Genomic DNA, 22,869 nt, shown 5'->3' with positions numbered 1-22,869 from the left:
TTTAAAAATAAAAAAATAGACCCTAAAACCTACTATTTAGTAGTTTTTGGGGTCTATTTAATGATCAGCCTGGCTTATTTTAAGTAGAGCATATCCGACAAAGAAATAAAAATATTTGCCTGTTCTTCAGTAATAGTTTTCCCTATTTGGGCAGACAGCTCATTTTCATACGCCTTCAATTTACCGTCCACGGTCTGTTTGTTACCTTTAACGGCTCCTTCTTTTGCTGATTGGAGTTTCGCTACAAGTGAATGCGCCACCCCATCCTTACTTACAAAAGATTGGGTCAATCGGCTTAAACTATCAAAATCAACAGTTATAGTAAATTCGATGTCGACTTTGGCGGTATTTCCTGCTTTATCAGTGGCTGGGGCAGTGATTTTATGAGCCCCTAACTCGAAGGTATAGGCTGGTCCTTCAACACTTGGGCATTCTTTAGAAGCAATACCAGACAAATCATCGATGGCATTGCAAGTTATATTAATAAGCGTATCGACAGAATAAGTATCCTGAAGTCCAATATCCCGTCCTTGTACATGGCCATACTTGTAGGTGTAATGACAAGTTTGATATTGAACCACTTGCTCTTAATAAAAAAACAAAAGCTGTATTTATAAAAAACATGGATTGTTTATAATAATTGGCTATTTTTTGATGAAGCATAATGTTCAAAGGTAATTTGGATCCTTATTATCTGTGATCGCCCGGGGAGAGGATACATGCAAAGAAGCCAAGGCTTTTTAATAAAACACTTGGCTGACTTGGCATTTCTTTTTTTATTAATATATTTTTAGATTACTAATGTTTTGTTTAATATCATCCATTAAGATTAACCCGTTAACCTTTCGATCTTCAGAAACATAAGCGATTCCATGTTCGATTGCCTGAAAATCAGGACTAGCTTAGCTTAGCCCTGATTTTTTTATTATTGCAAAACTTTTGGTGACGATACAGGCTTTAGTGAAGAGGATTCAATTTCTTTTCCTTCCCACACAAAGACCTTCACTTTGTGACCATCCACTTTGGAAGGCATCTTCATGCTCAAAGAGAAAGATGACTTAGAACCAGCTGCGATGCTTTGGGTCTGAGACTGGATGTCCACCAGTTGATAATCACTGTCGTACAGAGCCATTGTCACTAAAATAGACTGAGCAGTGCTCTTGTTGCTCGTAACCTGAACTTTAGCACTTAATTTTTCCTTCGGTTGTAGTTGTTTTGAACTAAAATCAGTGACGACCGAAAATTCCGCATTGTCATCGACAGTCACATTCGCCTTTACTGAAATAGCAGGTCCAGGTACGGCTCCATCTACAGGAACACTTGAGAAATTCGGTGTACCATCAGCATTCCAAGTTATTCTCTTCACCCTAGTATGCCGGTTTGGATCATACAGGGGATCCCCTTGAATATCCTTGTAGGAGCGGGCATGATAAACCAGGATATCCGTTTTCCCATCTTCCGCTACAGTAAAGGCATTATGTCCCGGTCCGTAAAGGCCCGTTGTTTCATCGCTTTTTAACACTGGTTCTGGCGATTTCTTCCATGACTTAGGGTCTAATAAATCACTAGTATCCGAAGCGGTCAATAACCCCAAGCAATAGTTAGCATCGGTGGCGCTTGCAGAAAAAGTCATGAATATTTTTCCATTCCGCTTTAATACACTCGGTGCCTCATTTACCCAAAATCCCTGTCTTTCCCAAGCGTAATCCGGAGTTGAGATCATAACCGGTTTCCCTGTAATTGTCCATGGATTACTCATTTCCGCGATATAAAGATTCGAATTTCCGCCATCCTTCTGTGCCCAGGCGAAATAACGTTTGCCATTGTTCTCGAATGTGGTGGAATCTAAGGAAAAATTGGTGAAGGCCGTACTGCCTGCTGGTTTTTGCATCATGCCTTTTTCTGTCCATGTTCCTGTAAGTGGGTTCGCATCTCCGCACTCGAGAACATATGGACGGATTTTCCAAATATCTTCCGCTGCTCCTGCTGCAAAGTAAATGTACCATTTTCCATCGATAAAATGGATTTCAGGGGCCCAAATATGCGCTCCCATATCCCCTGTAGCGTGTTTGGTCCAAATTACTTTTTCCTCTGCTGTGGCAAGGCCCTGAAGAGTTTTTGCTCTCCGCAAAACAATGCGGTTATATTCAGGAACCGATGCTGTGAAATAATAATAGCCATCAGTATGTTTAAAAATGTGAGGATCTGCTCTTTGCTCAATCAATGGGTCAGTATATTCATAGGTTGTTGCCTCCCCTTTAACGGTAAAGGTTCCGGTTTTGGTATAATCTTGTTTGTTCACTTCTGCCCAATCCACATTAAGTGTTCCAGTAGATCCGTCACTATAATGTACATCTACAGTAGATGGAAGCTGTGGCGCGGTGCCCTGTTTTGTCTTAACGTTTACCTCGTCAACTTTAGCAATCTTAGTAATACTTATATTGGCAACAGGCTGAATTTTGGTACCATAGACAGAGCCCTTGACTTCAAGTTTCCCAGTCTGTGAGAAATCATCATTTGAAATAGAGTTCCAATCTACATCAAGTTGCTCGGTATGACCATCGTAATGGTGTACTGTTACCTTCCTAGGAAGCTTAGGTGGGAAATCTACCAATGTTCTAAGATTTACCGCCTCTATAGACACGATGCTGTCAGCCAGCACAGTGACCGTAAAGTTTTTCGTTTCTGAGTATCCATTCCGGCTAATTGTTGCTGTTAAGGATACATTTGCATCCTTTTGGTCTTTTGCAGGTCTTGTCACTACACCGGTATCGGAAATAACAGAAGGAGAATCCGATTTCCAAGAGATCGATACCCCATTGTCAGCAGTCACAGGTAATTTTAAATCTTGAATTACTTTTGAAGTATCACCGACGCTCAATGTTCCTGCAATTTTCCCAACGGCTTCTTGATCCGTCATAGATTCAGAGACAACCTGCTGGATTTCTTCTCCACTCAATCCTCTATTATAGATGCGGAAATCACTCACTTTACCGTCTAAATAAGGATCAGGCCAATTCGATTTTCCAATATAGTTATAGGCGGTTTCTCCAAAATCAGATGGTTTCTTGGTTGTAGTTCCTGTCGCACCAACCTTGCCATTAACATAGATTGTGTAAGCTGTTCCTGATTTGCTGATAGCGATATGCGTCCATTCACCGACCTTCGGGGCACTCGGAGTGGCATCTGCCACTCGTCCAACTAAATCCAAATACAGGTTTTCTGTAAGGAAAATTTTCCCTGCATTAGCTCCGGTTCCAAAATCAAAAATTCGAGTCCAATTTCCTGTTTTTGAATCCAGATATACCCATGTGGAGATGGTGAAATCATCCAGAGTACTCATAATACCTTTTGGCAACTGGACATATTGGCTTTTCGTATGCTCAAGATCAATACCGGTCCTGCCTGCCACTGTAGCCAAGGAAGCCCCGTTCATAACGGTGGCATCTTTGCCATGACCAGAGGCATCAGTTATGGATGTCCCGTTTAATTGATCGAATTTATACCTAGTTGTGAGACCTTCCTCCGTTAGTGAAGCACTCCCAGTTGCCTGGTCAACAGCACTTGTTGTTTCTGGTGTTATTGTAGCAGCCCACGAAGGAATAATCGTTGTTGGAACCGACAAAAGTGTGACTGCAAGTGCACAATGAATTGTTTTTTTTAACTTCATATTTAATCCCTCCTTATGATTCTTACATAAGATTGACTTTTTAGATTATTAGATTGTTTCTCCTAAACTAGTGCTTAGATACCTAGTTAAGTATTTCAAGATATTCATTGATTTTGTGGTCCGGGCTTATATTGGAAGCTGGTATTCACTATTTCACTTAAGTCTGCAGCACCGAGACTGACATCATATTTACCTTCTGCATGATTCGAAAGTGTAAAGACATAACTGAATTCACCGTCGTCTTCCGTGGTAATTTGATCAAGATAATCCAATTTACCATTTGGGGCTGTAACTCTAACGGCTACATCCGTCCCTTTTTTCTGGGTCAAATAGCCTTCGATTAGAACTTTTCTATTATTCGCAGATATTTTTAAATCCTTTATAGTTGTAGGCATCTGTTTTTCTACAGTAATTGTAGCCGAATCAGCGAATTGTCCTTCGTCGGTTGTGGCAATAATATCAGCCTTACCCGGAGATTTCGCAGCAATTGTAACGGTTGTCTTTCCATCTTCAGGATTATAAGTAGAATTAGAAATGGATATGACATTAGGATCACTGGATGTAAAAGTCACTTTTTGATTAAGTACACTACTTGGTAATACAACAGCAGACAAACTGCTTTCATTATTTTGTTGCAGTGTAAGACTATCAATATTCAGTTTGACATCCTTTACATTTGCTTCTGACATCTTAAAAGTTGCATTCTCTTTATCCACTTCGGTATTCACTTGGTCTAATTTCAATAAGTAATCCTTTTGCTTAATATATAAATTCGGGAAGTTATATGACTGAAAGGAAGCCCAGTTTGGATCCGATAAACCAGGCACCTTTTTAAATGTGGCATCAGCTTTGAATAAATCTGTACCGTCATTTTTTACAAGTGCGAGGTCATTATTACTATGTCTTAAATAGAATCCTGGCTTATTCACAGACTGAATGGAAACATACTCCTCTCCTGAATTCGCTAGTCCAGGGACTATCTGCCATCTGGCATCAAAATTTGAAATATTTAATACGTCTAAAGGATCAATCCGTGCATCATTGTTATAGTGCCTAATATAGCGGTCTAGGAAACTGTACGACTGCAGCTTTTGTCCTTCACCATCCAAGCCTGTGGAAGTAGGGACAACTTTTTTTATTGTGCCGTCGGGATTGTAGTATAATCGATCGATTGAGACTGAGCGTCTGTATGAACTTCCAGTTGGCAAAGCAGCGGTATGATAAATAATGTACGACTTTCCTTTGAAATCAATAATGGATTGATGACTAGTATTACTATTGTTTTTATCATTAGGGTCTGAGGTGAACGGATCCATAAGCATTCCCTTATATTCCCATGGACCTGTAGGGCTCTCACTCATTGCGTAAGCTAGTCCTTCTGGCCAATTATGAGCAAATGATAAATAATATTTGCCATTCCGTTTATGAATCCACGGAGCTTCTGTGAAACCACCTTTCAAGTTATTGATGGCAACCTTTTGAATATCCCCGTCTAGCTCGATCATGTTCGGTTTGAGCTTTGCATAGTATGGATACGAATTTCCCCAGTATAGGTACCCCTGTCCGTCATCATCCACCAATACTGTAGGATCAATATCATCCCATGAAATGTTGGAGGTCGTCATTTGATTGGTAATCAATGGCTTTCCAAGTACGTCCTTAAACCCTTCAGTTGGACTTTGAGAGGTAGCTACACCAATACAATATCCACTACCGTCCTTATTATTAGTGGCTACATACCAATAAAAGGTACCGTCTCTCTCGATTACTTGACTCGCCCATGCGGCATCTTCCCTTGCCCATGAGAAGGTATCCTTGACGCTAAGTGATCCTTCTTGTTTCCAATTCTCCATATCAGTTGAAGAATAAATGACCCATTCTGGCATAAAATAAAAATTTCCACCCGCACTCGCTTCATCGTGTCCTGCATAGAGATAAACCTTGTCACCCTGAACGAGCGCAGCCGGGTCTCCGGTGAACTTATCCTTAATGATAGGGTTATCCGCATAGGCTGCAGTTGAAAAGGATGATAATAGTAGTGTTGATAACATAATTTTCGAAACTACTTTTTTCATAGGGTTGTGTAATACCTCCTTAAAAAATAATATTTAAACGCTTTCATATGTGAGAGTATATCAAATCAGTTGTAGACAATCTTTATAAAAATCTACGATATTTTATAAAATACAACACATTATTTTTATAGCAAAATTTTATCAATAGAAACTTTGCTTACTAGTTTAACTAAGTATACAAAAAAGAAAAATAGACCTTAAAACCACTTTTAACGTGGTTTCAAGGTCTATTCACTAGATGCTTTAATGAAGCTTATTATTGTTCATGTAAGTAATAAACATGATCAATTCTTCTTTCTGCGCTTGATTTACATAGTTGGATGGTAACTTTTGAATAAACTTAATAAGCGTTTGCATAATTGTGTTATTGTATACCTAACAAAATATCTACTCAGCTCTCATTGGAGATCAAACATCCGCCTAATGATATCTAATCTACGTTCCCTCTTCCGTTAAATTAATTCTAATTAGAAAAGTTGTAACTGTATTTATAGAAAAATTTAAAATTTTATAATCTTCTGTACTATTTTACCCCTGTTTTTGATTTATATCTTTTTTTGTTATTTTTCGAGTTCTTTGTTTAGTTCAAGAATTAATATGCCCGATTAATGAATTCCCGTTTGGCGTTGTCTTGACTAAAAATCCCTTCCTTTGTAACGATTTTGACTGGAATCTCTTTTCCTTCTTGATAATCTAATATCACTTTCATTAATTCAGGTCCTAATAATGGATTACACTCCACCGTCAAATTTAATTTACCTGAAAATAGGGCATTAAATGCTTCTTTGGTTGCATCTACTGATATAATCAAAATATCTTTCCCGGGTCTTTTCCCAGCCTCTTCAATTGCCTCAATCGCTCCCAGTGCCATGTCATCATTATGGGAGTAAACGACCTGAATCTTATCCCCATACCTTTCCAACATCTCTTTCATGACACGTTTACCTGCCTCTTTTGTAAAATCAGCTGATTGGGAAGCGATGATGTGATAGTTTGTATTATTTTTTAGCAGTTCTTCAAATCCCTTTTTCCGATAAACCGCTGGTGAAGACCCCTGTGTTCCCTGCAATTCTACAATATTAATATCCTTCTTTACTCCTTTGGTAAATCCTAAAAGCCATCTCGCAGCTCTCCTACCCTCCTCTTGAAAATCGGAGCCAATAGAAGTCAGCCAAAGTGAATCATCATTAAAGTCCAATTCACGATCCGTCAAGATAACAGGAATTCCGGCCCGTTTAGCCTCCCTTAAAACCTCTTCATACCCGGTTTGGACAACCGGCGAAAATGCAATAACGTCTACCCGCTCCTTAATAAAGTTTCGAATAGCTTTAATTTGATTATCTATACTTTGATTCGCATTTTTAAATTTAAGATCAATGTCAAAGTCTTGGGCAGCTTTTTTAATCGAGGAGGAATTTGCCGCTCTCCAGCTGCTCTCTTTGCCCACTTGTACAAATCCTAAAACAATATGTTTTTTTAGTTTTTTAGGTTCATCCAATGTATTTTGTTTTGTTTGTACGTATTGGTCCACATTTTCTTTCGTAATTTTATTCACACGCAAAAGTATTTTTTTGGGAATACCAGATTTGCCTTGTAAAAGATCCATCGCATACTGAATTGATTCATTGCCACCAGTCCTATAGGCGAAGGTCCCCTTCAAAATGTTACGTCTAACCAAATCAAGTCCTCCATCATCACCTTCTAGTCCATCCACACCAATGATATTAACTCCTTGAATTCCCTTTTTTTCTAATGCCCTATGTACCCCAAGAGCCATTGCATCACTATGTGCGAAGACGAAATTGATTTTGCGGTTCTTTTTTAGCCTCTCTATTACCTCATCTTCGGCTTTATCTCGATTCCAATCTGCAACTATTGTATCCACCTGGTGAATATTAGGATGATTTTCGATTATTTCATTGAAGCCCTTACTTCTTTCGATCACTGGAGGTGATTGGGAGAGTCCTTGTATTTCTACTAAATTTACTTTTTTATCTCCAGCCAGATCTGCCACCAATTGCCCGGCGTTTCTGCCAATGACCTCATTGGCTGGTCCAATAAATAAGCTATAATCATACCCGTCGATTGCTCGACCTAAGACGATAACCGGTATTTTTTTATGCACCTTAGCGATTATAGGTGTTAAACTTTTGGAATCATTAGTGGAGATAATCAACAAGTCAATCCCAAAATCAAGTAATTTATTAATATCTTGCTTCTGTTTATCAATACTATGAGCTGCATCAGTATAAATCACATGCAAATCTTTATATCGATCTGATTCACTTTTAATTTCATTATTCATAGCTACTCGCCAAGGTTCAGTTAAATTTGCCTGGGACACACCTATAACAAATTTTGTCCCTTCATTCGACTTGTGAGAAGCATGCGCTGCTTTATAGCCAAACCATCCAAGGATTATTAAGACTAAAATTGTCATCCAATATCTTTTCTTAATCCGAAACCCGGCTTTCACTAATGCCCTACCTCCTTAACATAATTAGAAGGAGATACACCCATTACCTTTTTAAAAGCTGTACTAAAATAATGCTGAGTGTTATAACCGACTTTATCCGCAATTTCATAAATTTTGTATGATGGGTTTTCCATAAATTTAATCGCATATTGAATCCTGACTTGGGTTAAGTAATCGATAAAGGAAGAACCTAATTCTTCTTTTAAAAGCCGGCTTAAATAACTTGGACTAACATTAACTTCTTGAGCTACTTCCTGGAGGGTTAAATCTTGTTTGTAGTAATGTCTCTCAATATATCTTTTAGCCAAAATAACCACAGGCATAATCATAGATTGTTCGTTAAGCTCTTTGATGAAATTACTATAAACATCTGGGATTTCGGTTGGTGGCTTTTCTACAACTTTTTTGGCTATCATTATTTTTTTACCTGTCAACTTTTCGATAACCTCTTCAAATTGGTCACATAACAGATCCAGTGGCTCTAACTCTTCCGTAGGTATCATTGCTACGATATGATTGCTTTCATCCCGGAAAACAACACGTGGCTCGAAAGCATCGAGTAATTCATCGATAATGTTTTGCATGCTAAAAAACAATAGGTCCATTTCCCAAGCATCTCCGATATTTCCTTCTACAGCTTTCCTGTTTGGCTTAATTACAAAAATCCCAACTTTTTCCCAATCAAGACTAAAATAGTGGAGCTGCTTATGAATTTCCTCTTCATTTAACTGCCCTTTAACCCACTTGCAGAGAAAGCTGTTTCTAACCAAATCGACATTCTCTTCCAATTGCTCATTCATCCATTGGACCAATTGATTACTTCTTCTAGATTCATTCAAATGGTTGACCGCTTTGGTAACAGTTCTTTTCAGGTCATCAGGATTAACTGGTTTTAGTAAGTATTCAAATACATTTAATCGAAGGGCCTCCTGTGCGTAAGAAAATTCATCATGTCCACTGATTATGATAATAATGGAAGAAGGCAGCTCCTTTTTCAGTTTTCCAATCAATTGCAATCCATTAAGGAAAGGCATATTGATATCCAAAAAAAGAATATCAGGCTTAACCTCCAGGGCCAATTCAAATGCAGTCTCCCCATCTTGAGCTTCACCTGCAATTTGTATATTCCATTCATCCCAATTCAGAGATTTTTTCAACCCTCTAATGATTTTAGGTTCATCATCAGCAATAAGTAATTTCAACATTTCCATTCCCCCTATTAAAATGAAAGAAAAACCTATCAGCCTAACCCCTCTCGGACGATTGGGTGCCAAATATCTACCGTTGTACCATTATTTTCTATGCTGTGAACGATTAAACCATAGTCATTTCCAAAAGAGAGCTTAATTCTTTCATTTACATTCAACATGCCATATCCACCCGAATCTGCACCGCCAATCATCCCTGTTTTTTGCAGACGTTGATTTAATTTTGTTATCATTTCTGGATTCATTCCATTTCCATCATCCGTTACACTTAGAAATAGCTTGTTATCAATGATCTTTACTTGAATTAATATTTTTCCTCGACCTCTCTTGGTTTTAATCGCATGATAAATCGAGTTTTCTACTAAAGGCTGCAAGATGAGTTTGAGAACAAAAAGTTCTTTAGCCTCCTCCTGTACATCGATAACATAATCAAACTTATCCTCATATCTAGTCATCTGAATAATCAGATAACTTTTTATGTGCTCAATCTCTTCTGATACCTTTATACTTTCTTTTCCCTTACTCAACCCAATCCGAAAAAGTTTTGTCAACGCATCAATCACGTCCATAATGTCCTTTGCTTGATATTCCATGGCCATCCACTTAATGGTATCAAATGTGTTGTAAAGAAAATGAGGCTTAATTTGCTCTTGCAGAACCTTTAACTCTGCCTCACGCTTTCGTTTCTCTATCAAATTAATGAGATTGAGAAGGTTTTTAATCGATTCAATCATGCTATTAAAACTTTCTCCAAGCTGCTTAATTTCATCTTCATTTTTACTTTCAAATTTATTGTCCAAGTCTCCTTGTGCTGCCTTTTTCATTAGTGAGCTAAGTTGACTGAGAGGCCTTGTAATCGACGATGTGAAAAAAGCGGCCGCAAAAATTGCCAGAATCAACACAACCATTGCAATAATTCCAGCAGTCCATCTCATATCCTTTATAAAAGCAAGGGTTTCATTAATTGAGAAAACTCCAACAATCTTCCATCTAGTATATTCAGAGTAGTCATACATCACCTGGAAATCAGTATCTTGAATGTTTTTAATAAAACTTCCTGATTTTCTATTATTGAACCAAGAATCCTTTATACGATAAACGATTTTATTAACTGGGGTATACACTATACGAGACTGTTCATCTATAACGTATACAAATCCATGCGCACCAAAGCCCATGTTCCTGATTTCATTATTAATTGTATCAAGCTTCCAATCTATCAGAATAACTCCCAAAACTTCACCTGTTTTTTCATTTATGACCGCTTTGGTAACTGACAGCACTTCATCCGCGCTGTATTTTGGACTTGTGGTGAGGTTCCTGCCGATTGGCCTGCTTACCAAATGAATTACAGAAGGAGCATTAGCTGCTTGCTTATACCAACTCGCATTGGTTAGAGGATCCCTTGTCGTTCTGGACATTTCATTACTTATTAACAAGTCGGACTTGTTAACTATTAAAACCCCAGCAATCTCTGGGTGTGTATCCGTATACATTTTCATCTGCGTTTTTATTTTAGATTGCAGACCAGCAGCGGACTTTTGTACGAGCAAAAAATCGCTTACATTTTCGGTCCTGCTTAAATACTCTGTAATATTTTCTAATTCCTTAATATGTGACTCAATATTTTTTTTCACTTGCTCAATATCTTTCCTCGTATGATCATTCGCTTGCTGTTCAATCTGCTTTGAATATTGATGAGCCGGTAATGCTGTTGAGATGGTTATAGATAGTAAGATAATTGTTATAAATATACAAATAAGCTTAAAATATAAAGATTTGTTTCTAAAAAACCAATAAATGATCTATCCCTCCTGTTAATTTGAAGTAAAAAATTTATTTCCAATGATGAATACCCTTTCAAAAAGATGTTATCAGTGACATTTACTGGGCTTTCCCAACAGTTATACGCATTTTATCCCGATATATAGACTCTTGTTATGTATTATACAAAAATATTAAACAAAATAATATATTGATATTGTTAAAATTTTACTTATAATTTGTTTTGATAGGATTTCATTGGAGGAGCATGTACTTTGGCTCTTCTTTCCACTCTGTTATTTGATTAGTTACTGACAATATAGAAAAAATCCACACTTCATTTACGAATTTTGTGGATTTGTTACCTTTGAAAATATAAAATTATTCCCTAAATTAATAATTAGCATTTTTATTGCGCTAGGGAAAAAGAATCTCCAATCTTTTTCCCATTTTTATTAAAGAGTGACCTTTGGTTTTAGTTCTTAAGAGTTTTTTTCCAATCATCGGTGAATTTTTCTATGCCTTGATTTGTAAGAGGATGCTACGCGATTATTCATTTAATATCGACCCAATATGTTATTAAAAGAAGAGGAGCTACCTTACTCACTGTTGAGACGAAGTGATGCGAGTAGATATACCCCTCCCTCCTTTCTATCTTTTAGTGGTTCAATTCATGAGGTTATTAATCTTTTTATTAAAAATGTTGACAAATTATTTGCTGGTTTAGTTTAAGAACAATGTTTCATAAACTAAAAAAACAAAAACCGTCAAGATAAATCTCGACGGTTTTAACACATTATTAATGTACTAAATTAATAAGCGGTCCAACCTGCATCCCCCGTTATAACTGTTCCATTAACAAAGCTTGATTCATCAGAAGCAAGAAAAAGAGCTATATTTGCAATTTCTTCTGGTTTACCTACACGTGGATTTATTCCTAATCCTGCTTGAATGCGCCCCATACCAAATTCGTTAACACCCGTTATGGATGAACTGATGTTTGTTTCAACTCCACCTGGCGCAATTGCGTTGCAACGAATACCTTTTGTTGCGTACATAAATCCAGTATTTTTTGTAAAACCAACAACAGCATGCTTAGATGCTGTATAAGCGGCTCCTGCTCTAGCTCCTTGAAGTCCACCAGCTGAAGCGACATTAATAATAACCCCATATTGTTTTTCTAAAAAGAAAGGTAAGGCTTTACGTGTTGCACGCATGACACTCGTAGTATTAATCGCAAAAACTCTCTCCCATTTCTCATCTTCTATTTCACCAGCAGGTTCAAAGTTATCCATTACTCCTGCATTATTGACTAAGATGTCTAATGTTCCAAAAGTATTAACTGCTGTGTTAATCAGATTTTGTATATCTTCTTCTTTCGCAACATTGGCCATAACCGCTATTGCTTCCCCACCATTAGACTTTATTTCATCTACTGTAATAGTTGCGGCGTCAATGTTGATATCAGAAACTACTACTTTTGCTCCTTCTTTCGCATAAAGAATCGCAATGGCTTTTCCCATCCCAGAAGCAGCACCGGTTACTACGGCAACCTTATTTTGAAGTCTCATATCAATTCCTCCAATTGTTTATAATTTTCTATTCTCTATTAAACTTCTCCATACAATGGATGTTGGTTAAGTTAGGTAGTTTCCAAGCTTCTTTGTGGTACCTTTCCCAAAGTTGCTTTGGGCTCTATTTCGGATGCTTGTTTAACCTTCTTGATAAAGAAGGAAAGAAGTAATCCGATGATGCCGATTCCGATGATGACAAGGTAGGCGTCATTAATCCCCTGTATGGTCGATTCCTTAATAAGCTGCCCTTGGGTCAAGCCCTTAGCAGCTGCAGTGGGAATCATATCCTGCAGATGTGATTTCGTTCTGTCCGACATAACGGTAACAAGAAGCGACGTACCGACAGCACCCGCCACTTGCCGAATGGTATTGCTTATGGCTGTTCCGTGAGCACTTAACTTTTGTGGCAATTGATTCAAACCAGCGGTCTGTAAAGGCATCATCATCAAGGCCATCCCAATGCGACGCCCTGTTGACATCAGAACCAAAAAGGTATAGCTTGTCGAATCTGTCAAGTTGGTAAAGCCCATCGTTGTCAGAATGGTAATTATCATTCCGATAACCGTTAGCCATTTCGCGCCAAAGCGATCGAACAGCTTGCCGGTAACAGGCATAAGAAAGCCCATTACTAGCGCACCCGGTAGAAGAAGAAGACCGGATTCAATGGCTGTGTAACCACGGATATTCTGTAGGTAAAGCGGAAGCAGCATCATATCTGCGTACATCACCATCGTAACCGCGATATTGATAATGGTTGTTAAAGAGAACATATTATACTTGAATGCACGTAAGTCAAGCAGCGGATTTTGCGATTTCATCTGCTTCCATGAAAAGAGTGCAAGGGCCAAGATTCCAACACCCATCGTACTTAGTACCTCGATGTCTGACCATCCAAGGCTTCCAGCACGGCTGAAACCATAAAGCAAGGCTCCGAAACCAATGGTAGAGAGGGCGACACTTAGGATATCAAGTTTGGTCTTGATTGGATCGGATACATTTCGGAGATAAATGAATCCAAGTACAATAACAAGGACAGCAAATGGAATCATTCCGTAAAACATTGTTTCCCATTTGTAGTTTTCAATAATATAGCCGGCTATGGTAGGACCAATGGCTGGGGCGAAAATAATCGCAAGCCCGACCATCCCCATGGCTGCTCCTCGTTTGTTGGGAGGAAAGATGGTCAGAATGACATTCGTAAGCAGCGGCATGATGATTCCTGCACCAGCCGCCTGAATCATGCGTCCGGTCAATAATAAAGGAAATCCCGTTGCAATAGCAGAAACGATGGTCCCAGCTAGAAAGATAAACATGGACGCTTGAAAAAGCTGACGGGTGGTAAATCGCTGCATAAAGTAAGCGGTAATGGGAATCAAGACACCGTTTACCAGCATGTAACCTGTCGTTAACCACTGTGCTGTTGCAGCTGTGATTTTAAATTCAACCATTAATTCTGGCGTAGCGACGCTCATGAGTGTTTGGTTTAATGTTGCAATGAAAGCACCTAAGATCATAATGAACATAATAGGACCTTTTTTTATCGAATTTGTGACAGTTTTAGGTTTATTATTCAATTCTCTCCTATCCTTTCTAACTAGAATATAGACTTTTTTTACAATGTGTTTAATAATTAACATTGTATAAATTACATTATAATAAGATCGTTGGTTCTGACAACAGACAATTTCTTGAGAAGTGTAGATTAGTTATCATTCTTTTCAGTTTTGTTGTTAATGCTGAAAATAATAGACACAACTAAAATAATTGTAAATTTTCAAATGGGAAGGGTGATTAAACATGAAGGATAATGCAACTCCACGAGTAGATCCTCGTATACTTCGTACGCGCCAATTAATCAAGGACGCTTTTATAGATTTGCTGCAGGAGATGGAAATTAATAAAATAACGGTTAATCGGATTGCGGAACGCGCAACCATCAACCGTGTTACGTTTTATCTGCATTATCATGATATACAAGACTTGATGGAGAAAATGGCACAGGAAATGGCCGAGGATATTGAGTGCATTATGCTGAGTACGACAACAAACATGAAATCTGCTGAAGAAATTGATTCATTGAAGCTTGTGAACCTGCTTGAGCATATAGCCGAGAATGCTAAATTCTATAAAGTGGTTCTTAGTTCTACACGGACGCCAATCTTTACAGAGCGGTTATTAAAAATCCTTACGAAATCAATAACAGAGAGAATGGAGATAGACTCCTTGCTCGCTACTACCGATATCCAAAGGGATATTGCGATTTGGCATGGTTCTTCAGCTCTTATCGGCACGATCGTAGCTTGGTTGCGTAAGGACATGCCTTATACACCGCAATTTCTTGCTAAGCAGATGTATATGCTTTTTCATTTAAGTAAGGATGATAGGAAATCAACATAAAAAAGCGATTATACCAGTTTGGCCTTTTTGGAAGTTGTTAACTAACTGTGCTTTTCCTATGCAAACAAAAAATCCCCTTTTGACAAATTCCGGGGATTTTTTGTTCGTATAAACCGAATGGTTGCCTTCCTATTTTCAAACCTTATTATCAATTAGCCTTTCCAAATTATTCAACATCTGTAGGTGAATTTATTTTATCTTTATATTTGTCTACAAAAAGGTAACCACCGCTATTGACTACAGCATAATAAATTTCTTCTATTCGTAAATTTCTTCTTTTGAATTCAGCTTCAATCCACTCACGGTTATAGATGCCGGAAGCGTTCTTTTCGATGATTTTCCCGTCCATAATTAGTTCAACTGGCAGCGACTCTGATGAATTGGGCAAATTTAAATCTTTTTTTATTACATTTTGAAACGGTATCTTTTTTAGAATGGATAATTCCCCGCTCACTTCTAGTAATGCGTATTCCACTTCAAATATATTAAAGATTTCCTTTTCCCTTAAAAGCTGATTAAGGTCGTCAATCGAGAACTTTACCTTTTTCATATTATTGTCTAGTAATTTTCCTTTTTCTATTAGTAGGGTTGGTCTACCAGATAACCATTTTCTAAAACTTCGATTCCTAGAAGATAACACCATGAACAAATAAAACATTAAAACTAATACAAGAAATGAAATTAGAATTTCTTTGAACTTTAAATTCGTATCAAACCCCATGTTCGCTATAAAGGAACCAATTGTAACGGATAAGGCAAAGCTATAGTGGTTTTTATGAGAGTTAATATGCTTTCCAATAACCAAAGTAACAAGTATTAAAAGCAAAAAGCTGACACCTGTTCTCAGAATGGGTATAAGTGTATCTTCCATTTAAATCTCCTGTTTACTGATATTGTTTAACCATCTTGTACCCTTTTAATTAATTTATCTTTCCAATAAGCTAAATTATTTATCCATCTATTCCAGATTTCATTAGGCTTCAATTATAGGCATATATAGGAAAAAGCCTCATGAGTGAAAATTCACCGTGAGGCTTTATTATAGAGTTATTGTGAGTAACAATTAATTTATTGTGGGAACTTACGTCTCCAACCTTTTTGAGAATTTCTATTTTATGTTTCTCGCCCTGGTATCATTCCATCAACCTTCGCTGGTATTGCTTACCTTTTCTCTGGATAAAGCCTTTTTAAACTGTTCGATTAGAATAGGAACGATTTCAAAGGCATCGCCTACAATTCCATAATGACAGGTCTGAAAAATGGGGGCCTCTTTGTCCTTATTAATGGCAATAATTAAACCGGAATTTTTCATTCCCACAATATGTTGAATCGCACCGGAAATTCCAATTGCAAAATAAATTTTTGGCGTTACCGTCACACCGGTTTGCCCTACTTGATGAGCGTGGTCGATCCAACCCGCTTCCACCACATCCCTGCTGGCACCAACCGCTCCTCCAAGAGTCTCCGCCAATTGGTGTATTAACTGAAATCCCTCGAAGCTCCCTAATCCTTTTCCGCCTGCAACAATGATGTCCGCTTCGTCGATTCTTACTTTCTTTACAGTTTCCTTTACAATTTCCAAGACTTTTGTCCGAATATCTTCTTCTTTTAGGGATATTGTTTCTTCAACCATCTTGCCTGTTCTCCCTGATTGAGGGGTCAGCGCTTTCATGACTTTGGCGCGTACTGTCGCCATTTGGGGCCGATATTTTTTACATAAAATGGTCGCCATAATATTTCCGCCAAAAGCCGGCCTGCTCGCTAATAGTAACCCTGTTTCCTCTTCAACATCCAGCTCCGTCGTATCCGCCGTTAAACCTGTCGGCATATCGGTGGCTACCGCACTTGCCAGGTCCTTTCCTGTTGAGGTGGCACCGTAGAGGATAATTTCTGGTTTATATTTTTCCGTGCATTCCAACAGCGCCTTCATGTAGGATTCGGTCCTGTAATGTTTAAAGATGGGTTGATCATATACATACACTGTATCTGCACCGTATTCAAAAACGGTCTTCGTTAAATGTTTAACATTTTCTCCTATTAGAATACCGGCCAATTCCACTCCCCGTTTGTCTGCCAACTTTCTGCCGGCACCCAATAGTTCAAGGGATACGGAAGCAACCACTCCATCTTTTTGTTCAATGAACACCCAAACACCTTTATAATCTTGGAAATCCAATTACATTTCCTCCTTTGATTCAAACAATTCTTTCTTTTCAAGCATGACAGAGACCAGCTGCTCTACTTGTGCCATTGGGTTGCCTTCAAGGAACGTTCCACCTGCCGGCTTTTGTGGAGCCCAAACTTTGGAGACAATCGTAGGAGATCCCTTCAAACCAAGCTGCTTCACATCAACCTCTTCCAGGTCATCAACAGACCAGATATGAGGTTTATACCTGGCAGCTTTTATCATGTTTGGAAACGGAGAATACGGCACTTCATTGATTGTTTTTTCAACGGAAAACAAACACGGCAATGTGGATCGGACGACTTCATAACCGTCCTCCAACTTGCGATGGACAATGGCATATCCATCTTCTTGATTAATTTCCACTACTTTGTTCACAGAAGTCAGCGGTGGAATATCGAGCCTTCGTGCAATACCGGGTCCAACTTGCCCGGTATCTCCATCAATGGACATTTTTCCGCAAATGATCAAATCTACGGGCTGTTGTTTTCCTATCTTTTCAATCGCCTTTGTCACAGCATAGCTCGTTGCCAATGTATCCGCTCCCGCAAACCGGCGGTCCGTGATTAAATAGCCCTCATCGGCGCCTATTTCAATACACTTTTTAATTGCGGTAACCGCTGGAGGCGGCCCCATTGTAACAACAGATACGATTCCCCCATACCTATTCTTTAGACGAACCGCCTCTTCAACAGCATGGGCATCATACGGGTTCAATATCGCAGGCGCCGTCCTGCGATCCATCGTGTTTGTTTTTGGGTTCATCTTGATAATTTTGGTGTCAGGTACTTGCTTGATACAGGCTACAATATGCAGCATTTTACCCCTCCCTTTTATTTAAAAAAGAACATGGTTCCTTTACTTACCTCAATATGAAACTTTTCGGCTGAAAGCCTTTTTACACCCGTTTACATTTACTTTATTAAAAGAGATGTCCTTACATTCGAATTTTCTGATAAATATCTATGTAAATCTTGCCAATGAAAGGCCAAACTAAGAAAAAAACCGCACGAGTGGAGGAATCACAGTGCGGTTATGGGGTTCAGAGACAACCATTTCTCATTTAGGTTTTATCATGCATTTGCCATTAACTGAATAATAAATATTTTACACTTTCTCCTGATGACTCTTCTATTCTATATAAAGCTTTCATTAATTATTAAATCCCCTTCAACCCTTCCGATTTTCCTGTGATCGAGCCGAAAGCCACTGATCCCAGATTTTAGCGAACACCCCAGTCAAGACCAGTGAAACATGTCCACCTTCATAAACCTCATAGGTTTTATCCTTACTTGAAACAAGGTTCATCACCGGAAGACTTTGCTTCTCTAATATAAGTGTGTCACGTGAGCAAGAGAAGACGAAAAGCGGGCAGTTAATATTCTTTAAATCTACCTTACTTCCGCCAATCACCAATTCTCCCTTTAAGAGTTTGTTTTCTTTATAGAGACCATTAAACATCTGTTTGAATGCAGCACCTGCAAACGAAGCAGTGTCCTTCGTCCACTTATCCATGCGGCGCCACTGAATTATATGAACGAACAAGGGACGTCTATCACAAAATAAACCATAAAAAAGTTCAGCGTATCATGCAAGAACTAGGATTAAAATGTATTGTCCGTATGAAAAAATATCGCTCTTACAAAGGAAAGGTTGGGAAGATTGCCCCTAATCTTTTAGATCGCAATTTCCAAGCTGAAAAACCAAATGTGAAATGGGTTACAGATATTACGGAATTTAAATTATTTGGAGAGAAGCTATATTTATCGCCGATGTTGGATTTATTTAACGGGGAAATCATTACATATACCATTGGTTCAAGACCAACCTATTCGCTTGTTTCAACAATGTTAGATCAAGCTTTTGAACGTTTAACAGACGAGGATAAACTCCTTATTCATTCTGATCAAGGCTGGCATTATCAAATGAAACAATACCGTCATGCCCTCTGTAAACGTGGCATTACACAAAGTATGTCACGCAAAGGGAACTGTTACGATAACGCCGTTATGGAAAATTTCTTTGGCATTATGAAATCCGAATTTCTTTATCTAAAAGAATTTGAGAGTGTGGAACACTTTAAGCAAGAACTAGAAAAGTATATAAAATACTATAATCACAAACGAATCAAGGCAAAATTAAAAGGCATGAGCCCAGTTCAATACCGAGCTCATGCCCAACAAGCTGCCTAACGAAATAATGTGTCTAACTTTACGGGGTCACTTCACACCTTCCATTAATCAGGAATGAGAGTCGGCCTTTTTTATCCTACCTTTTTGTTAATCACCATAGCTTTGTATCAAATTAGCGATATGTGCATAAGCTCCTCCTGCAAGTAATGCTGAAGTAACCATTACTGCTTCTGCAAGCTCTTCATTTGTACATCCAAGCTTCATGGCATTTTTCGAATGGACATCTATACAATATGGGCATTGCGTAGCATGAGCAACTGCCACAGCAATAATCTCTTTAAACTTTCCACTCAAATTGCCTTTCTTCATTGCTGTTCTACTAAACGTTGAATAACCTTTAAAGCCTTCAGGAGCAAATTTATTTAATTTACCAAGGTTTTTTAGATTTGAACGTCTATAAAGTGAATCCTCTGCTTCTGGCATCCATCGCATTATGTATATGAGTACTATGGGTTACTACCCCACCTGCTTCTACTCCTGCTACAACAAAGATCGCTTCTACTAATTCTTCAAGTAATGCTCCTTCAGCTTTTGCACGTCGTGTATATAAATCAATACAATAAGGGCATTCCGTTACATGGGCAATTGCAACCGCTATGATTTCTTTTTCCTTTTTACTCAGTGCACCATCTGTCATGACCGCCGTATTAAAATCCGAAAAAGCTTCAAGCTGTTCTGGTGCTAATTCTTTAAGTTTACTAAGATTTTTTAAATCTCCTTTTTCATATAAATTGTTTGTCATTGTAGACATCCTTTCTTTCTAATAAAAATAAAGGAGCTTGTAAATCCCATCAGACTTTTTAAATTTACTCAACTTAATAGAGTTAATCATTAAGTCGGATAGACAGTTTTATGATCAGCAAGGATCACCAATTGTTTTTCATTAGGTTGAAAATTAATTTGTGAATCAGAGGAGTAATACCAAGTCTTTTCATTTTCCTTTGCTTCAAATATATTTAACTCATCCTGAAAATCTAAAACAGTCGAAGCAGTTTCTTCATCAACAGATAAGGAGATCAGCCAACGATCGTCTTGCTTTTCAATACGGTAATTAGTAGTTTGACAAAGCAATCGGCTGCCTATAGAGTGACGAATCATTAACATTAAAATTCACCCCCAGGTAAATCAATTAATAAAAAGAAACTATCTTGATTTGCCTGAATCGTAATTTCATGGATGTCTGTGATCCGTGCCGCATCCTGGGATTGTAAAATGGAATCCTTATTAATTGAAATTTCTCCTTCTATAGTAAAGATGTAAATCTTCCTGCCTTCTTCCTGTTGAAAGTTCAATGTCATATTACCATCCAACTTTGATAAATAAAGGGTTAAATCTTGATGAATTCCTGCCACCCGCTCGGAGGCAGTATGGGATATTACAGGTAATAAGTTATTTTGTAATTGTTCAACGTCATATGAGATATCTTCATAGGATGGAGTTAACTTTTTTTCATTTGGTGAAAACCATAGCTGTAAAAATCGGACTTCTTCATCATTGGAAGCATTGAATTCAGAATGAAGCACTCCCGTTCCAGCACTTATTCGCTGTATATTTCCATAGCTGATAATTCCAGAGTTCCCCAAGTTGTCTTCATGTTTTAGCTGCCCCTTTAATACGATAGAAACAATTTCCGCTTCCCGATGCGGATGAATTCCAAAGCCGCGATCACCTTGGACAATGTCGTCGTTAAAGACACGCAGTGGACCAAATCGGATATTGGAAGTGTCATAATACTCACCAAAAGAAAAACTTAAATTACTCGCCAGCCATTCATTTTTTACTGTGTATCGTGTACCTGCAGGATAAATTTGAATCATTTCTGTCACTCCTTTTCTGAATTTCTTAGTCATGAATATCGAGCTTTATTTCTTTCATTCAAAACAAAAAGTTGGAATATATAACAGGATTTCTTCTGCTATACGCTCCAACTATTTCTTTCCTGAATTTCCTTATGCTTGATATTTTTTAATCAGATCAACAAACTCCATTTGTTCTGAAAAGTCTTTATACATGCCTACAGCAAAACCTTTGAATTCGCTCTAAAAACTTATGCACTCTTTACCTTATCTAATTTTTTTAATAATCCAACGAAACCTCTTATAGTAAACAAAGTAAAATTTACACTGGTAAAGGTATGAAATATTGTCCATTTTTCCCATTTGAATAACTTGGAATTCTTTTCAAAGTACCATTGACCGATACTCATGGGAACACTAAAAAGTAAACTTTTAAAAAGTATTTTGCCTAAATGATCGTTATAAGTTAGTTTCACCCATATAACACTTAAAAGCGGGAAAAACAATAGGTCATAAATGATGTTTGTCTTAAAAATTTTTGGAAAGGGACGTACTGGATATTCAAGTCTTTTGGTACCAACCACAAAAACATCAATTAGAGTTGCAATGACTCCTTTTGAGAAAAAAATAACAAGATTCTCTCGCATTTTAGATCCTTTAAATAAAAATGGGAAGGAGACCACACACAAAGCAGTAAGTAAATTCAACAGTTTCTTTTCCATAAAAACATCCTCCGATGTGAATCAAAATTTGATATGCTCCCGCCTTACAATGTTCTGTAAAACCCCATCAAATCAAGCAGGGTAAAAATAATTTCCTACCTATTATTTCCTTTGGTAGTATTTACTATTCCTTCGAGTATAAAAGTATTTTCTAAGTAATAAAAAAACTAATCGAAAGGTTCCGATTAGCTTTTTAAATTGAATAATATTTAATTGGTTCGCCTTTTTTACCCACTCTGCAACAGTAACTGTACGTTTCGCTTGGTGTTTAACAGCCGCCTGTACATCTTCAATCATTTTTCCATCTTGACCAACAGTAACACATGTTCCATATGGGTTTCTTCCTGCTCCAAATATTCAATATTAAGCAGCTTTTTTTAACTCAATTGAATCCTTTTGAAAAATCATGCCACTAACTGATAATAGCTTGCTTCCATTGAATGCAAGATAAACTGCCATTGCTAAAAATGCTAAATCCAACTCATATCCTGCCATTTGACCATTTCCTAATAAACCAACAGAAAGTTTTACTTTTAGTATTGCCCCAATCATTAATAGTCCCAACAAAGCGGAGACTAGTCTTGTAGCCAATCCAATGATTAATGCGACGCCGCCAACGATTTCAACGAGTGCAACGCCATATGCCATAAATCCCGGCAACCCGATACTTTCAAACCAACCTACAATATTTTCAATTCCACCTTGAAACTTTACGATTCCATGTATTAAAAATAATGCCCCTAATGTTACTCGTAATATCAGTGCTCCGATTTCGTTTTTTACCAACATTTTTTTCTCCTCCATAAAATT

At 37.8% G+C, this 22,869-nt stretch carries 19 protein-coding genes and 2 pseudogenes; 2 read left to right on the top strand and 19 right to left on the bottom strand.

Annotation, left to right across the window (positions count from 1 at the left end; translation table 11 throughout):
* Positions 1 to 74 precede the first annotated feature (74 nt).
* The 8 genes from J7E67_RS08490 to J7E67_RS08455 all read right to left on the bottom strand — a co-directional run bounded on the left by J7E67_RS08490 (position 75) and on the right by J7E67_RS08455 (position 14,290).
* Positions 75 to 581, bottom strand: a complete 507-nt coding sequence (locus J7E67_RS08490; protein ID WP_214716398.1) for a hypothetical protein — start codon at positions 579 to 581, stop codon at positions 75 to 77.
* A 344-nt stretch (positions 582 to 925) separates the two neighbouring features.
* Positions 926 to 3,670: a family 43 glycosylhydrolase gene (locus J7E67_RS32080; RefSeq protein ID WP_308161366.1), complete on the bottom strand. Its 2,745-nt coding sequence runs from the start codon at positions 3,668 to 3,670 to the stop codon at positions 926 to 928.
* Positions 3,671 to 3,774: 104 nt separating this feature from the next.
* The gene (locus J7E67_RS08480; RefSeq protein WP_214731365.1) at positions 3,775 to 5,745 is read right to left on the bottom strand and encodes a family 43 glycosylhydrolase; all 1,971 of its coding nucleotides are present in this window, start codon (positions 5,743 to 5,745) and stop codon (positions 3,775 to 3,777) included.
* 592 nt (positions 5,746 to 6,337) lie between these two features.
* On the bottom strand, positions 6,338 to 8,221 hold the full coding sequence (locus J7E67_RS31185) for a substrate-binding domain-containing protein (protein ID WP_308160700.1): 1,884 nt from the start codon (positions 8,219 to 8,221) through the stop codon (positions 6,338 to 6,340).
* Complete coding sequence (locus tag J7E67_RS08470) at positions 8,221 to 9,426, bottom strand: response regulator transcription factor (protein ID WP_214716394.1); 1,206 nt, start codon at positions 9,424 to 9,426, stop codon at positions 8,221 to 8,223. The genes J7E67_RS31185 and J7E67_RS08470 overlap by 1 nt, the downstream gene beginning before the upstream one ends.
* Positions 9,427 to 9,461: 35 nt before the next feature.
* Complete coding sequence (locus J7E67_RS08465) at positions 9,462 to 11,111, bottom strand: cache domain-containing sensor histidine kinase (RefSeq protein WP_308160705.1); 1,650 nt, start codon at positions 11,109 to 11,111, stop codon at positions 9,462 to 9,464.
* An 894-nt stretch (positions 11,112 to 12,005) separates the two neighbouring features.
* Positions 12,006 to 12,764 carry an SDR family oxidoreductase gene (locus J7E67_RS08460; protein ID WP_214731363.1) on the bottom strand — a complete coding sequence of 253 codons (759 nt, stop codon included), beginning with the start codon at positions 12,762 to 12,764 and terminating at the stop codon, positions 12,006 to 12,008.
* A 71-nt stretch (positions 12,765 to 12,835) separates the two neighbouring features.
* Entirely contained in the window at positions 12,836 to 14,290 is a 1,455-nt protein-coding gene (locus J7E67_RS08455; RefSeq protein ID WP_251026649.1) for a DHA2 family efflux MFS transporter permease subunit, read from the bottom strand.
* 274 nt (positions 14,291 to 14,564) lie between these two features.
* On the opposite strand from J7E67_RS08455, the gene J7E67_RS08450 reads away from it, so the two are divergent.
* A complete protein-coding gene (locus tag J7E67_RS08450; protein ID WP_214731361.1) occupies positions 14,565 to 15,164 on the top strand; it encodes a TetR/AcrR family transcriptional regulator in 600 nt (199 codons plus the stop codon).
* A gap of 166 nt (positions 15,165 to 15,330) precedes the next feature.
* Here the strand turns inward: J7E67_RS08450 and J7E67_RS08445 are convergent, their stop codons facing one another.
* The 4 genes from J7E67_RS08445 to J7E67_RS08430 form a co-directional block, all read right to left on the bottom strand.
* Positions 15,331 to 16,035 (bottom strand): DUF421 domain-containing protein, encoded by a 705-nt coding sequence (locus J7E67_RS08445; RefSeq protein ID WP_214716387.1) that lies wholly within the window; start codon positions 16,033 to 16,035, stop codon positions 15,331 to 15,333.
* A gap of 270 nt (positions 16,036 to 16,305) precedes the next feature.
* On the bottom strand, positions 16,306 to 17,340 hold the full coding sequence (locus tag J7E67_RS08440) for an electron transfer flavoprotein subunit alpha/FixB family protein (RefSeq protein WP_214731359.1): 1,035 nt from the start codon (positions 17,338 to 17,340) through the stop codon (positions 16,306 to 16,308).
* The gene (locus J7E67_RS08435; protein WP_088086642.1) at positions 17,341 to 18,168 is read right to left on the bottom strand and encodes an electron transfer flavoprotein subunit beta/FixA family protein; all 828 of its coding nucleotides are present in this window, start codon (positions 18,166 to 18,168) and stop codon (positions 17,341 to 17,343) included.
* A 351-nt stretch (positions 18,169 to 18,519) separates the two neighbouring features.
* Positions 18,520 to 18,864 carry a hypothetical protein gene (locus J7E67_RS08430; RefSeq protein ID WP_214731357.1) on the bottom strand — a complete coding sequence of 115 codons (345 nt, stop codon included), beginning with the start codon at positions 18,862 to 18,864 and terminating at the stop codon, positions 18,520 to 18,522.
* A 41-nt stretch (positions 18,865 to 18,905) separates the two neighbouring features.
* Here J7E67_RS08430 and J7E67_RS08425 point away from each other — a divergent pair.
* Positions 18,906 to 19,541: pseudogene (locus J7E67_RS08425) on the top strand (IS3 family transposase); the annotation flags it as partial.
* Between the two features lie 87 nt (positions 19,542 to 19,628).
* Here the strand turns inward: J7E67_RS08425 and J7E67_RS31175 are convergent.
* The 7 genes and pseudogenes from J7E67_RS31175 to J7E67_RS08395 all read right to left on the bottom strand — a co-directional run bounded on the left by J7E67_RS31175 (position 19,629) and on the right by J7E67_RS08395 (position 22,848).
* On the bottom strand, positions 19,629 to 19,835 hold the full coding sequence (locus tag J7E67_RS31175) for a carboxymuconolactone decarboxylase family protein (protein WP_251026648.1): 207 nt from the start codon (positions 19,833 to 19,835) through the stop codon (positions 19,629 to 19,631).
* Between the two features lie 100 nt (positions 19,836 to 19,935).
* Positions 19,936 to 20,283 carry a carboxymuconolactone decarboxylase family protein gene (locus J7E67_RS31170; protein WP_251026647.1) on the bottom strand — a complete coding sequence of 116 codons (348 nt, stop codon included), beginning with the start codon at positions 20,281 to 20,283 and terminating at the stop codon, positions 19,936 to 19,938.
* A gap of 89 nt (positions 20,284 to 20,372) precedes the next feature.
* Positions 20,373 to 20,645: a hypothetical protein gene (locus J7E67_RS08415; RefSeq protein ID WP_214716385.1), complete on the bottom strand. Its 273-nt coding sequence runs from the start codon at positions 20,643 to 20,645 to the stop codon at positions 20,373 to 20,375.
* A complete protein-coding gene (locus J7E67_RS08410) occupies positions 20,645 to 21,358 on the bottom strand; it encodes a pirin family protein (RefSeq protein WP_214716384.1) in 714 nt (237 codons plus the stop codon). The genes J7E67_RS08415 and J7E67_RS08410 overlap by 1 nt, the downstream gene beginning before the upstream one ends.
* A gap of 230 nt (positions 21,359 to 21,588) precedes the next feature.
* Positions 21,589 to 22,059, bottom strand: coding sequence for a CBO0543 family protein (locus tag J7E67_RS08405; protein ID WP_214716383.1), 471 nt, complete (start codon positions 22,057 to 22,059; stop codon positions 21,589 to 21,591).
* A 213-nt stretch (positions 22,060 to 22,272) separates the two neighbouring features.
* Positions 22,273 to 22,416: pseudogene (locus tag J7E67_RS08400) on the bottom strand (NAD(P)H:quinone oxidoreductase, type IV); the annotation flags it as partial.
* Positions 22,417 to 22,422: 6 nt separating this feature from the next.
* Positions 22,423 to 22,848 carry a DoxX family protein gene (locus J7E67_RS08395; protein WP_214716381.1) on the bottom strand — a complete coding sequence of 142 codons (426 nt, stop codon included), beginning with the start codon at positions 22,846 to 22,848 and terminating at the stop codon, positions 22,423 to 22,425.
* Positions 22,849 to 22,869: the final 21 nt, after the last annotated feature.

The sequence above is a fragment of the Bacillus sp. ISL-46 genome (genome assembly GCF_018613205.1).
This window is presented reverse-complemented; position numbering and strand designations above follow the sequence as displayed.

Bases quoted from the DNA above. Each gene is read 5' to 3' on its own strand.
- J7E67_RS32080 (WP_308161366.1), bottom strand. From the start codon at position 3,670: ATGAAGTTAAAAAAAACAATTCATTGTGCACTTGCAGTCACACTTTTG.
- J7E67_RS08480 (WP_214731365.1), bottom strand. From the start codon at position 5,745: ATGAAAAAAGTAGTTTCGAAAATTATGTTATCAACACTACTATTATCA.
- J7E67_RS08470 (WP_214716394.1), bottom strand. From the start codon at position 9,426: ATGTTGAAATTACTTATTGCTGATGATGAACCTAAAATCATTAGAGGG.
- J7E67_RS08460 (WP_214731363.1), bottom strand. From the start codon at position 12,764: ATGAGACTTCAAAATAAGGTTGCCGTAGTAACCGGTGCTGCTTCTGGG.
- J7E67_RS08455 (WP_251026649.1), bottom strand. From the start codon at position 14,290: ATGTTCATTATGATCTTAGGTGCTTTCATTGCAACATTAAACCAAACA.
- J7E67_RS08450 (WP_214731361.1), top strand. From the start codon at position 14,565: ATGAAGGATAATGCAACTCCACGAGTAGATCCTCGTATACTTCGTACG.
- J7E67_RS08445 (WP_214716387.1), bottom strand. From the start codon at position 16,035: ATGGAAGATACACTTATACCCATTCTGAGAACAGGTGTCAGCTTTTTG.
- J7E67_RS08435 (WP_088086642.1), bottom strand. From the start codon at position 18,168: ATGCTGCATATTGTAGCCTGTATCAAGCAAGTACCTGACACCAAAATT.
- J7E67_RS08430 (WP_214731357.1), bottom strand. From the start codon at position 18,864: ATGGATAAGTGGACGAAGGACACTGCTTCGTTTGCAGGTGCTGCATTC.
- J7E67_RS31170 (WP_251026647.1), bottom strand. From the start codon at position 20,283: ATGACAAACAATTTATATGAAAAAGGAGATTTAAAAAATCTTAGTAAA.
- J7E67_RS08415 (WP_214716385.1), bottom strand. From the start codon at position 20,645: ATGTTAATGATTCGTCACTCTATAGGCAGCCGATTGCTTTGTCAAACT.
- J7E67_RS08410 (WP_214716384.1), bottom strand. From the start codon at position 21,358: ATGATTCAAATTTATCCTGCAGGTACACGATACACAGTAAAAAATGAA.
- J7E67_RS08405 (WP_214716383.1), bottom strand. From the start codon at position 22,059: ATGGAAAAGAAACTGTTGAATTTACTTACTGCTTTGTGTGTGGTCTCC.
- J7E67_RS08395 (WP_214716381.1), bottom strand. From the start codon at position 22,848: ATGTTGGTAAAAAACGAAATCGGAGCACTGATATTACGAGTAACATTA.